Annotated in this window: 10 protein-coding genes; 6 read left to right on the forward strand and 4 right to left on the reverse strand. The window is 72.8% G+C overall.

Annotation, left to right across the window (positions count from 1 at the left end; translation table 11 throughout):
* Positions 1–14 precede the first annotated feature (14 nt).
* Positions 15–218 (reverse strand): cold-shock protein, encoded by a 204-nt coding sequence (locus ACFY3U_RS06240; RefSeq protein WP_007072071.1) that lies wholly within the window; start codon positions 216–218, stop codon positions 15–17.
* A 187-nt stretch (positions 219–405) separates the two neighbouring features.
* Here ACFY3U_RS06240 and ACFY3U_RS06245 point away from each other — a divergent pair, with 187 nt between their 5' ends.
* Positions 406–1,089: a class I SAM-dependent methyltransferase gene (locus ACFY3U_RS06245; protein WP_387195715.1), complete on the forward strand. Its 684-nt coding sequence runs from the start codon at positions 406–408 to the stop codon at positions 1,087–1,089.
* 101 nt (positions 1,090–1,190) lie between these two features.
* Here ACFY3U_RS06245 and ACFY3U_RS06250 read toward each other — a convergent pair whose 3' ends face one another.
* Both ACFY3U_RS06250 and ACFY3U_RS06255 read right to left on the reverse strand, forming a co-directional pair.
* Complete coding sequence (locus tag ACFY3U_RS06250) at positions 1,191–1,844, reverse strand: MBL fold metallo-hydrolase (RefSeq protein WP_387195718.1); 654 nt, start codon at positions 1,842–1,844, stop codon at positions 1,191–1,193.
* A gap of 7 nt (positions 1,845–1,851) precedes the next feature.
* On the reverse strand, positions 1,852–2,568 hold the full coding sequence (locus tag ACFY3U_RS06255) for a maleylpyruvate isomerase family mycothiol-dependent enzyme (RefSeq protein ID WP_387195722.1): 717 nt from the start codon (positions 2,566–2,568) through the stop codon (positions 1,852–1,854).
* A gap of 170 nt (positions 2,569–2,738) precedes the next feature.
* On the opposite strand from ACFY3U_RS06255, the gene rsgA reads away from it, so the two are divergent.
* The 5 genes from rsgA to uvrC all read left to right on the forward strand — a co-directional run bounded on the left by rsgA (position 2,739) and on the right by uvrC (position 10,660).
* A complete protein-coding gene (rsgA, locus tag ACFY3U_RS06260; RefSeq protein WP_387195725.1) occupies positions 2,739–3,818 on the forward strand; it encodes a ribosome small subunit-dependent GTPase A in 1,080 nt (359 codons plus the stop codon).
* Positions 3,819–3,989: 171 nt separating this feature from the next.
* Entirely contained in the window at positions 3,990–6,935 is a 2,946-nt protein-coding gene (gene uvrA / locus ACFY3U_RS06265) for an excinuclease ABC subunit UvrA (RefSeq protein WP_387195728.1), read from the forward strand.
* Positions 6,936–7,090: 155 nt separating this feature from the next.
* A complete protein-coding gene (locus tag ACFY3U_RS06270; protein ID WP_387195731.1) occupies positions 7,091–7,573 on the forward strand; it encodes a Rieske (2Fe-2S) protein in 483 nt (160 codons plus the stop codon).
* Positions 7,574–7,729: 156 nt separating this feature from the next.
* A complete protein-coding gene (locus tag ACFY3U_RS06275; RefSeq protein WP_387195734.1) occupies positions 7,730–8,623 on the forward strand; it encodes an IS982 family transposase in 894 nt (297 codons plus the stop codon).
* Between the two features lie 93 nt (positions 8,624–8,716).
* A complete protein-coding gene (gene uvrC, locus ACFY3U_RS06280; RefSeq protein ID WP_387195737.1) occupies positions 8,717–10,660 on the forward strand; it encodes an excinuclease ABC subunit UvrC in 1,944 nt (647 codons plus the stop codon).
* Here the strand turns inward: uvrC and recQ are convergent.
* Positions 10,657–12,501, reverse strand: a complete 1,845-nt coding sequence (recQ, locus tag ACFY3U_RS06285) for a DNA helicase RecQ (RefSeq protein ID WP_387195740.1) — start codon at positions 12,499–12,501, stop codon at positions 10,657–10,659. The genes uvrC and recQ overlap by 4 nt on opposite strands.
* Positions 12,502–12,674: the final 173 nt, after the last annotated feature.

Here is a 12,674-nt window from a genome sequence, read left to right on the forward strand (position 1 = left end):
CCACCGGCACGGAACTACATCGGGCGGACGTTGTCCGCCTGCGGGCCCTTCTGCCCCTGGGTCACCTCGAACTCGACCTTCTGGCCCTCGTTCAGTTCCCGGTAACCACTCGTCGCGATGGCCGAGTAGTGGACGAACACGTCCGGACCTCCGCCGTCCTGCTCGATGAAGCCGAAGCCCTTTTCCGAGTTGAACCACTTGACCGTGCCGGTTGCCATGCATCTCTCCCTGTTCACAACGGGTGACCCCCGCGCCTGACGGGCGGTCTCCCTGTACTTCCCCGACAGTAACCGCCCGATGGCCGATTTGCCGTCCGAAGTGCCGCACCAATGTCGACGGAAACCGCCGAGCGGGTCGCGGGGGGAAACCGGCGCGCCGCCCGGTCGACTCCGGCATGCTCGACCGGTGACCCGAGCCAGCACGTCGGCGCTGACCGTCCTCGAACGCGAGATCGACCTACCGGGAGGCGGGTTGGACCGGCTGCGGCTGGTCCCCACCCCGTTCGTGCCCGAGGTGCGGCTGCACCTGGCGGAGGACGCGATCGTGTGGTGGGCGCGGATGGAGGCGGCCGCCGGCCGCTCCCTGCCGCCGCCGTTCTGGGCGTCGGCCTGGCCCGGCGGGCAGGCGCTCGCCCGGCACCTGCTCGACCACCCCGAGCTGGTGCGGGGGCGCCGGGTGCTCGACCTGGCCGCCGGCTCGGGACTGGTGGCCATCGCCGCCGCGCTGGCCGGCGCCGGCCGGGTGGTCGCCAACGACATCGACCCGTACGCGGTGGCGGCGGTGACGGTCAACGCCCGGGCCAACGGGGTGCCGGTCACCGTGACCGAGGGCGACCTGCTCGACGGCGACCCGGACGACGCGGACGTGCTGCTCGCCGGCGACGTGCTCTACGACGCCGGGTTGGCCCGGCGGGTGCTGCCGTTCCTGCGGCGGGCGGCCGCCGGCGGCGCGCTGGTGCTGGTCGGCGACCCGGACCGGGGGCACCTGCCCGGCGACGCGCTGGAGGTGGTGGCCCGCTACCCGGTGCCGACCACCGAGCCGCAGGTCGACTCCCCGGTACGCCAGGTGCAGGTGCTCCGCCCGCGCTGACCGACCGCACGGGGATTGCGGGCCGGCCCCGGCGCGGAGCGAGCCGGGGCCGCGTACGCGGTGGTCGGCGCCGGTCGGTCACCGACCGGCGCCGACCGGTCTCACCAGCCGCGGGCCCGCCACTGCGGCAGCGCGGGGCGCTCCGCGCCGAGCGTGCCGTCGTTGCCGTGACCGGGATAGAACCACGTCTCGTCCGGCAGCCGGTCGAACAGCTTGTGCTCGACGTCGTCGATCAGCTGGGCGAAGCGCTCCGGGTCCTTGTCGGTGTTGCCGACCCCGCCGGGAAAGAGGCTGTCGCCGGTGAACAGGTGCGGCACGCCGCCCGGCTCACGGTAGAGCAGCGCGATCGACCCCGGGGTGTGCCCCTTGATGTGGATGACCTCCAGCGCGCAGTCACCCACCGCGACGGTGTCGCCGTCGGCGAGCGGCTCGGCCGGGATGGGCAGGCCCTCGGCGTCGTCGGCGTGCACCAGCGCCCGGGCGCCGGTCTTGGCGACGACCTCCTCGAGCGCCACCCAGTGGTCCATGTGTTGGTGGGTGGTGATCACGGCGGTGAGCCCGCCGTCGCCGACCAGCTCCAGCAGCCGGGGCGCCTCGTTCGCGGCGTCGATCAGGACCTGCTCGCCGGTCGCGGCGCAGCGCAGCAGGTAGGCGTTGTTGTCCATCGGGCCGACCGACAGCTTGCTGACGGTCAGCCCGGCCAGCTCCCGGACGGCGGGCGGACCGCCGTGGGAGACCTCTCCGGTGTAGCTCATGTCGTGGTCATATCCATTCCGGTGGGATCGGCAGCCGACCGTCCGGGGTGACGGTCAGCGACGCGCCGCTGCTGCGGCCGATCAACCAGGCGGCCAGCTCGGTCGGGTGGCCGGTGACCCGGGGCGCGTCCGCCGGCTCGCCGATCACCAGCTCGTGCCGGTCGCCGTCGAACCGCAGCACCATCGCGGGCACGTCGGGTCGGCCGGCCAGGTCGGCCGCCACCTCGTGCAGCAGGCGGTGGCCGAACGCCTCGGGCCAGTCCGCGGGTCGATGGCCGGTGTCGAGGTCGACGTGGTGGATCTCCACCTCGCGCAGCCGACCCCAGACCAGCTCGGCGGCGATCCGTCCGCCGCGCGGCGTCTCCACGGTGGCCGTCCACGCCTCGGCGGGCATCGCGGCGGCCGCCTCGGCGAACCGGTCCGCGGCGCGGCGCAGGTCGTCCAGGTGGGCGGCCGGCGGTCGGCTGGCGCCCGCCTCGATGTCCGCGGACCGGGCGGCCGCGCTGGCGTACATCGGGATCCGTTCGCCGGTGCGGGCGGCGGTGAGCAGGTTGACGAAGCCGTCGGCGTTGCGGGCCAGGTGGGTCAGCACGTGACCCCGGCTCCAGCCCGGCAGCAGCGACGCGGCCGCCAGGTCCGCGGCGTCGAAGGCGCCGGCGGTGCGCAGCAGGCGCGCCGTGGCGGCGTCCACCTCGCCGGTCAGCAGAAGCGGATCCGTGGTCACGCCCCGACCCTAGCGGTCCGGCCCGGCCCGCGCCGCCGGGGAAATCGCTTTCGGCGCGTCGGCGGGCCACCTACCGTCGGCGTCGACAGCGGTGGCGGACGGCGGACGGGGGTGGTGACGGTGCCGGTTTCCGCAGGCCGCACGCCCACCCCGACCCTGAAGAGGACGCCATGAGCATCGATCTGACCGCCCTCGGCCTGGATGCCGAGCGGGCGGCGTACGCACGGCGGCGCGCCGACCGCCGGCCGGGCCGGGTGGCCCGGGTCGACCGCGGTGTCTGCACCGTGCTCTGCGCGGACGGCCCGGTCCGGGCCAGCCTCGGCCCGGCGGTGCTGGCGGCCGCCGCGCGCGACCTGACCGCGCTGCCCTGCGCCGGCGACTGGGTGCTGCTGGCCAGCTGGCCGGACGGGCCGGTGACCGTGGACGCGGTGCTGCCCCGGCGGACCGCGCTGGTGCGCCGCACCGCGGGCAAGGACGCCAGCGGGCAGGTGCTCGCCGCGAACCTGGACGCCGCCGCCGTGGTCGAGCCGGTGCACCCGGAGCCGGACCTGGCCCGGATTGAGCGGCTGCTGGCGCTGGCCCACGAGTCCGGCGCCCGGCCGTTGGTGGTGCTCACCAAGGCCGACCTGGCCGCCGATCCGGCGGCGGTGGCGCGGCAGCTGGCCGCGGTGGCGCCCGGGGTGCCGGTGCTGCCGGTCAGCGCCGAGCGGGGGACCGGGCTGGCGCCGCTGCGGCCGCTGGTCGCCCCCGGGCTCACCCTGGGCCTGCTCGGGCCGTCCGGCGCCGGCAAGTCGAGCCTGGTCAACGCGTTGGCCGGCGCCGTCGTGATGCCCACCCAGGCGATCCGCCGGGTGGACGGCAAGGGCCGGCACACCACCACCTGGCGGGCGCTGGTGCCGGTGCCGGGTGGTGGCGCGGTGCTGGACACCCCGGGGGTACGCGCGGTCGGCCTGCTGGACGGCGCCGCCGGGCTGGACCGGGCGTTCGCCGACATCGCCGAGCTGGCCACCGGTTGCCGGTACGCCGACTGCGCGCACGACGCCGAGCCGGCGTGCGCGGTGCGGGAGGCGCTGGAGACGGGTGAGCTGCCGGTCCGGCGCTGGGAGAGCTGGCGCCGGTTGCGGCGGGAGGTGGCGTACGAGGGCGGCCGGCGGGAGGCCCGGCTCGCGGCGGAGCGGCGTGGTGGCTGGCGTGCCGGTCGGCGTCGCACCGGGCGTCCGTCGGTGCCGCCCGGGCCCGGGGGATTCTGACCGGTCGGCTCCGCCAGGGCCGGCGTGAGCTGGGGGAATGGGCGGGCGCGGAAAGTTGTCGTACCTCGGGGCTAGTCTTGCCCAGGCGTACTTTCTGCGCCCGCGAACCGCTCAGAACCCGCTTGAAGCGGACAGTTCCGCTCACTCTCTTTCTCCGGGAGCACACGCACCGTGGCCGACCGACTGATCATCCGTGGCGCGCGCGAGCACAACCTGCGTGACGTCAGTCTCGACCTGCCCCGGGACGCCCTGATCGTCTTCACCGGCTTGTCCGGTTCGGGCAAGTCGAGCCTGGCCTTCGACACCATCTTCGCCGAGGGACAGCGGCGCTACGTCGAGTCGCTGTCGTCGTACGCCCGGCAGTTCCTCGGCCAGATGGACAAGCCCGACGTCGACTTCATCGAGGGGCTCAGCCCGGCCGTCTCCATCGACCAGAAGTCGACCTCGCGCAACCCGCGCTCCACCGTCGGCACGATCACCGAGGTCTACGACTACCTCCGCCTGCTGTTCGCCCGCATCGGCGAGCCGCACTGCCCGGTCTGCGGCGAGCGGATCTCCAAGCAGAGCCCGCAGCAGATCGTCGACCGGGTGCTGGCCATGCCCGAGGGCACGAAGTTCATGGTGCTCGCCCCGGTGATCCGTGGCCGCAAGGGCGAGTACGTCGACCTCTTCGCCGAGCTGCAGGCCAAGGGCTACGCCCGGGCCCGGGTCGACGGCGTGGTGCACCCGCTGACCGAGCCGCCGAAGCTCAAGAAGCAGGAGAAGCACACCATCGAGGTGGTGATCGACCGGCTCAGCGTCAAGCCGACCGCCAAGCAGCGGCTCACCGACTCGGTGGAGGCGGCGCTCGGTCTCTCCGACGGGCTGGTGCTGCTGGACTTCGTCGACCTGCCCGAGGACGACCCGGACCGCGAGCGCCGCTACTCCGAGCACCTGGCCTGCCCCAACGACCACCCGCTGGCGATCGAGGACCTGGAGCCCCGGGTCTTCTCGTTCAACGCGCCGTACGGCGCCTGCCCCGAGTGCACCGGCCTGGGCACCAAGAAGGAGGTCGACCCGGAGCTGGTCGTCCCCGACCCGGAGCGCACCCTGCGCGAGGGCGCCATCCAGCCCTGGGCCACCGGGCACAACCTGGAGTACTTCCTCCGACTGCTGGAGGCGCTCGGCGACAGCCAGCACTTCGACATCGACACGCCCTGGCGGGCGCTGCCGTCCCGGGCCCAGAAGATCATCCTGCACGGCTCGGACGACCAGGTGCACGTGCGCTACCGCAACAAGTACGGCCGCGAGCGCTCCTACTACACCGGCTTCGAGGGCGTGGTGCAGTGGATCGAGCGCCGGCACACCGACACCGAGTCGGAGTGGTCGCGCGACAAGTACGAGGGCTACATGCGGGACGTGCCCTGCGCGGCCTGCGGCGGCACCCGGCTCAAGCCCGAGGTGCTGGCGGTCACGCTGGCCGGCCGGAGCATCGCCGAGGTGTGCAACCTGTCCGTCGGCGAGGCGGCCGAGCTGCTCGCCGGGATCGAGCTGACCGACCGGCAGAAGCTGATCGCCGAGCGGGTGCTCAAGGAGATCAACGCCCGGCTGAAGTTCCTGCTCGACGTCGGGCTGGACTACCTCTCCCTGGACCGCGGCGCCGGCACCCTCTCCGGCGGCGAGGCGCAGCGCATCCGGCTCGCCACCCAGATCGGCTCCGGCCTGGTCGGCGTGCTCTACGTGCTGGACGAGCCGTCGATCGGGCTGCACCAGCGGGACAACCACCGGCTGATCGAGACCCTGCTGCGGCTGCGCGGCCTGGGCAACACGCTGATCGTGGTCGAGCACGACGAGGACACCATCCGGGTCGCCGACTGGATCGTCGACATCGGCCCGGGCGCCGGCGAGCACGGCGGCAAGATCGTGCACAGCGGCTCGGTGCCGGCCCTGCTGGACAATCCCGAGTCGATCACCGGGGCGTACCTGGCCGGGCGCAAGGAGATCCCGACGCCGCGCGGCCGCCGTCCGCAGACCCCCGGCCGCGAGCTGGTGGTGCACGGGGCGCGCGAGCACAACCTGCGCAACCTCACCGTCGGCTTCCCGCTGGGGCAGCTGATCGCGGTCACCGGGGTCAGCGGCTCGGGCAAGTCGACGCTGGTCAACGACATCCTGCACGCCGTGCTGGCCAACCAGATCAACGGCGCCCGGCTGGTGCCCGGCCGGCACACCCGGGTCACCGGGCTGGAGCACGTCGACAAGGTGGTCGGCGTCGACCAGTCGCCGATCGGTCGTACCCCGCGCTCCAACCCGGCCACCTACACCGGGGTGTGGGACCACGTCCGCAAGCTCTTCGCCGAGACCACCGAGGCCAAGGTCCGGGGGTACGGCCCGGGTCGGTTCTCGTTCAACGTCAAGGGCGGCCGCTGCGAGGCGTGCTCCGGCGACGGCACCATCAAGATCGAGATGAACTTCCTGCCGGACGTCTATGTCCCGTGCGAGGTGTGCAAGGGCGCCCGGTACAACCGGGAGACCCTGGAGGTGCACTACAAGGGCAGGACCGTCTCCGACGTGCTGGAGATGCCGATCGAGGAGGCGGCCGAGTTCTTCTCCGCCATCCCGGCCATCCACCGGCACCTCAAGACGCTCAACGACGTGGGCCTCGGCTACGTCCGGCTGGGTCAGCCCGCGCCGACCCTCTCCGGCGGTGAGGCGCAGCGCGTCAAGCTCGCCTCCGAGCTGCAGAAGCGCTCCACCGGGCGGACGGTCTACGTGCTCGACGAGCCGACCACCGGCCTGCACTTCGAGGACATCCGCAAGCTGCTGATGGTGCTCGAGGGCCTGGTCGACAAGGGCAACACGGTGATCACGATCGAGCACAACCTCGACGTGATCAAGACCGCCGACTGGCTGATCGACATGGGCCCGGAGGGCGGCCACCGCGGCGGCACCGTGCTGGCCACCGGCACTCCGGAGGAGGTCGCCGAGGTGGCCGAGAGCCACACCGGCCAGTTCCTGCGGCAGGTGCTCAAGCTCGACGGCGAGGCGAAGGGGGCCCGGGCGGCCACCACCCGCGCCGCGAAGGCCAACGGCAGCGCGCCGAAGACGCGTACCCGCAAGGTGCCGGCCGGGGCCCGCTGAGCGACGGTACGACGGGCGGGTCGACGATCGACCCACCCGTCGCCGTATCCGGGCGTCCCGGACGATCGGTGAACCGTCGGGCGCGGCCGTGCGTGTGCACGGGTGGTGGCCCCGGGATCGCGACCGGCGGCGACGACGACACAGAGAGGCCGGAGATGAGTGACGATCAGATGGTGAACGGGCCCGGTACGCAGACCCGGCGGGCGCTGCTCGCCGGCGCCGGCGCGGTGGGGGTGTCGGTGGTCCTGGCCGCCTGCGGGAGCGACGACTCCGGCGACGGCGCGGCCGCCCCGACCAGCGGCGGGCCCGGGGCCAGCGCCGGCGACGCCGGGGGTGGCGACCGGCAGGGCGCGGCGTCGATCGCCCGGACCGCGGACATCCCGGTCGGCGGCGGGGCGATCTTCGCGGCCCAGGGCGTGGTGATCACCCAGCCCACCGCCGGGGAGTTCAAGGCGTTCGACCCGATCTGCACCCACCAGAACTGCCCGGTGTCGAACATCGACGGTGGCACCATCAACTGCACCTGCCACGGCAGCCGGTTCGCCATCACCGACGGCTCGGTCAAGCAGGGCCCCGCCACCAAGCCCCTGCCCCCCAAGCAGATCAAGGTCCAGGGCGACCAGATCTCCCTCGCCTGACGGCGCTCGCGCCGCGCTCCCCGCTGACCTCGCCGATCTAGGGATTGTCGCTGCTTGTTGATCTCCAATCACAGCGATTCGCCCTAGATCAGTAATTCCTAAGTCGGGTGGGGTGGTGGGGCTGCGGAACGAGGGAAGGGTGTTGAGGATCCGTGTGTGACGACAGACCTCAACACCCTTCTGACCGCACTGTACGTGACGATCGATGACTGGCTCGGACGGCCGGTCCGGCAGGGCCGGGCACCCAAACTGTCGGACGCGGAGCTGTTGACCCTGGCCGTGGCGCAGGCCCTGCTCGGGGTGCGTTCCGAGGCCCGCTGGCTGCGGTTCGTGCCCGCGCATCTGCCCGGAGCGTTTCCCTACCTGCCCGGCCAGTCCGGCTACAACAAACGCCTGCGCGCCGCGCTGCCGCTGCTCAAACGCGCGATCCGGGTGCTGGCCGAAGACACCGACCTGTGGGCCGACACCGTGTGGCTGGTCGACTCCACACCCGTGGAATGCGCCCGCTCCCGACCCACCGTGAAACGTTCACACCTGGCCGGCTGGGCCCACTACAGCTACTGCGCCTCTCACTCACGCTGGTTCTGGGGACTACGCCTCCACCTCATCTGCACCCCCGCCGGCCTGCCCATCACCTGGGCCCTGGCCGCCGCGAACCTCGACGACCGCGCCGTCCTGACCGCGATCCTCGACCACGACCCCGACCTGCACACCACCCGGCACGACCTACTGATCGTCGGCGACAAGGGCTACATCTCCCACGAACTCGACCGCTGGCTCACCGACCGCGGCATCCGACTCCTACGCCCCGCCTACCGCCACCAGAAACCCCGCCCCGACCACCACCTCCTCAAACCCGTCCGCCAACTCATCGAAGCCGTCTACGACACCCTCAAACGCCGCCTCGACCTCGAACTGCACGGCGGCCGCACCATCGACGGCGTCACCACCCGCATCGCCCAACGACTCCTCGCCTACACCGCCACCATCTGGCACAACCGCCACACCCACCAACCCACCACCCGATCCCTCATCGCCTACGACCACTAACACTTAGGAATTACTGATCTAGATCGGCGGGGACGGTGGCGGCGCCGGGCGCGGGGTGGGGAGGGTGTCGGGGGTGCGGATTAGGGTTGGGGGGTGGCTGATCCGTCGACGTACCGTCCCGCAACCGGCACCATTCCGGAGTCGCCGGGGGTCTACCGGTTCCGGGACGGCACCGGCCGGGTGATCTACGTCGGCAAGGCGAAGAATCTGCGCAGCCGGCTCAACTCCTACTTCGGCGATATCTGGAACCTGCACGAGCGCACCCGGCAGATGGTCACCACCGCCGAGTCGGTCGACTGGATCACCGTCGGCACCGAGGTGGAGGCGCTCCAGCAGGAGTTCACCTGGATCAAGCAGTATGATCCCCGGTTCAACGTCCGCTACCGGGACGACAAGTCCTACCCCTACCTGGCGGTCACCCTCGACGAGGAGTTCCCCCGACTGCAGGTGATGCGGGGCGCCAAGCGCAAGGGGGTGCGCTACTTCGGGCCGTACTCGCACGCCTGGGCGATCCGCGAGACGCTCGACCTGCTGCTGCGGGTCTTCCCGGCAAGGACCTGCTCGTCCGGGGTGTTCAAGCGGGCCGGCCAGGTCGGGCGGCCCTGCCTGCTTGGCTACATCGGCAAGTGCTCCGCGCCCTGCGTGGGCAGCGTCACGCCGGAGCGGCACCGGGAAATCGTCGACGGCTTCTGCGACTTCATGGCCGGCCGCACCGACAGCATGGTCCGCCGGCTGGAACGCGAGATGACCGAGGCCAGCGAGCAGTTGGAGTTCGAGCGGGCGGCCCGGCTGCGCGACGACGTGGCCGCGCTGCGCCGGGCCATGGAGAAGCAGACCGTGGTGCTCGGCGACGGCACCGACGCCGACGTGGTGGCGTTCGCCGACGACCCGCTGGAGGCCGCCGTCCAGGTGTTCCGGGTCCGCGACGGCCGGGTGCGCGGGCAGCGCGGCTGGGTGGTGGAGAAGACCGAGGAGCTGACCACCGGGGACCTGGTGCACCACTTCTGCACCCAGGTGTACGGCGGCGAGCACGGCGAGGCCGACGTGCCCCGCGAGCTGCTGGTGCCTGAGCTGCCGGCGGACGCCGACGCGCTCGCCGACTGGCTCTCCGCCCGCCGCGGCAGCCGGGTGTCGCTGCGGGTGCCGCAGCGCGGCGACAAGCGCACGCTGCTGGAGACGGTCGAGCGCAACGCCAAGGACGCGCTGACCCGGCACAAGCTCAAGCGGGGCAGCGACCTGACCACCCGCAGCAAGGCGCTGGACGAGATCGCCGAGGCGCTCGACATGCGCACCTCACCGCTGCGGATCGAGTGTTTCGACATCTCGCAGATCCAGGGCACCGACGTGGTGGCCAGCATGGTGGTCTTCGAGGACGGCCTCCCGCGCAGGAGCGAGTACCGCCGGTTCATCGTCCGGGGCGCCACCGACGACCTCTCGGCGATGTCCGAGGTGCTGCGCCGACGGTTCGCCCGCTACCTCGACGCCCGGGCCGAGACCGGCGAGCTGGGCGAGGAGACCGCCGCCGACCCGGACCGCCCCGGCATCGACCCGACCACCGGGCGGCCGCGCAAGTTCGCGTACCCGCCGCAGCTGGTCGTGGTCGACGGCGGCGCGCCGCAGGTGGCGGCGGCCGCCCAGGCGCTGGCCGAGCTGGGCATCGACGACGTGGCGCTGTGCGGGCTGGCCAAGCGGCTGGAGGAGGTCTGGCTGCCGGACGACGAGTTCCCGGTCATCCTGCCGCGCACCTCGGAGGGGCTCTACCTGCTGCAGCGGGCCCGGGACGAGGCGCACCGGTTCGCCATCACCTTCCACCGGCAGCGGCGCTCCAAGCGGATGACGGAGTCGGCGCTGGACACCATCCCGGGGCTGGGTGAGGTGCGGCGCAAGGCGCTGCTGCGACACTTCGGCTCGCTGAAGCGGCTCTCCGCCGCCACGGTGGAGGAGATCACCGAGGTGCCCGGGGTGGGCAAGCGGACCGCCGAGGCGATCCTCGCCGCCCTGGACGCCGACCAGCCCGCGGCTCCGGCGACCGACTAGGCGGGCGCGGCGAGTACGGCGAGGATGCCCTCGCCGTACTTGGCGAGCTTGTTCTCGCCCACTCCGTTGAACCGGGACAGCTCGGCCAGCGAGGCCGGCGGCTCGGCGGCGATCTGCCGCAGGGTCGCGTCGTGGAAGATCACGTACGCCGGGACGCCCTGCTCCTTGGCGGTGGCCGCCCGCCAGGCGCGCAGGCGCTCGAAGACCGGCGCGGCGGCGGGCGGCAGCTCGGCGACCACGGTGGCGGCGCCGCGCGGCTTCGCCGTCCGGGTGGAAGCGGCCTTCTCCGGCTCCTTGCGCAGCATGACCGAGCGCCGCCGGCCCAGCACCTCGGCGCTGGCCTCGGTCAGGGCCAGGGTGCCGTAGTCGCCCTCGACCGCGAGCAGCCCCTCGGCCAGCAGCTGGCGGACCACCCCGCGCCACTCGGCCTCGCGCAGCTCGGTGCCGATGCCGAAGGTGCTCAGCGTGTCGTGACCGTACTGGCCGATCTTGTCGTTCTGCTTGCCGAGCAGGATGTCGACGCAGTGCCCCGCGCCGAACCGCTGGTTGCGTTCGCGGTCCAGCCGGTAGACCGTGGAGAGCAGCTTCTGCGCGGCAACCGTGCCGTCCCAGGTCTCCGGCGGGTTCAGGCAGGTGTCGCAGTTGCCGCAGTCGGCCGTGCCCGGCTCGCCGAAGTAGTCGAGCAGCTGCGCCCGGCGGCAGCGGACCGTCTCGCAGAGCGCCAGCATCGCGTCGAGGTGGGCGGCCAGGTTGCGCCGGTGCGCCAGGTCGCCGTCGGACGTCTCGATCATCTTGCGCTGCTGCACCACGTCCTGCAGCCCGTACGCCAGCCAGGCGGTCGACGGCAGCCCGTCCCGGCCGGCGCGGCCGGTCTCCTGGTAGTAGCCCTCCACCGACTTGGGCAGGTCGAGGTGGGCGACGAACCGGACGTCCGGCTTGTCGATGCCCATGCCGAACGCGATGGTCGCCACCATCACCAGGCCGTCCTCGCGCAGGAACCGCTGCTGGTTGGCCGCGCGGGTGCGGGCGTCCAGGCCGGCGTGGTACGGCAGGGCGGCGACGCCGTTGTCGACCAGGAACTGGGCGGTCTTCTCCACCGAGGCGCGGGACAGGCAGTAGACGATGCCGGCGTCGCCCGGGTGCTCGTCGCGCAGCAGGGCGAGCAGCTGCCGGCGGGGCTCCTTCTTTGGCACGATCCGGTACTGGATGTTGGGCCGGTCGAAGCTCGCCACGAAGTGCTTCGCGTCGGTGAGCTGGAGCCGGGTGGCGATCTCGGCCCGGGTGGCGCCGGTGGCGGTGGCGGTCAACGCGATCCGCGGCACCGCCGGCCAGCGCTCGTGCAGCAGCGACAGGCCCAGGTAGTCGGGGCGGAAGTCGTGCCCCCACTGGGAGACGCAGTGTGCCTCGTCGATCGCGAACAGGCCGATCCGGCCCCGGTCGAGCAGCTGCTGGACGCCCCGGGTGCCGAGCGCCTCGGGGGCCAGGTAGAGCAGGTCGAGCTCGCCGGCGACGAACGCCCGCTCGACCGCGCGGCGGGCGTCGAGATCCTGGGTGGAGTTGAGGAAGCCGGCCCGCACGCCCACCGCGGTCAGTGCGTCGACCTGGTCCTGCATCAGCGCGATCAGCGGGGAGACCACCACGGCCACGCCGTCGCGGACCAGGGCGGGCACCTGGTAGCAGAGCGACTTGCCGCCGCCGGTGGGCATCAGCACCAGGGCGTCGCCGCCGGCCACCACGTGGTCGATGACCTCCCGCTGGAAGCCGCGGAAGGCGTCGTAGCCGAAGACCCGGCGCAGCACGCCGAGGGCGTCGGTGGTGCGCGTCTCGGTCGATGAGGTCACCCGGGGAGTCTACGAGCCGGCCCCGACACGCCGGCGGACGCGCCGTGCGCCGCCGCGCCGACCGGCACCGCGTACCGCCGGCACCGCGTACCGCCGGCACCGCGTACCGCCGGCACCGCGTACCGCCGGCACCGCGTACCGCCGGCACCGCGTACCGCCGGCACCGCGTACCG

The organism is Micromonospora sp. NPDC000089, from assembly GCF_042899365.1.
Taxonomy (GTDB): Bacteria; Actinomycetota; Actinomycetes; order Mycobacteriales; family Micromonosporaceae; genus Micromonospora.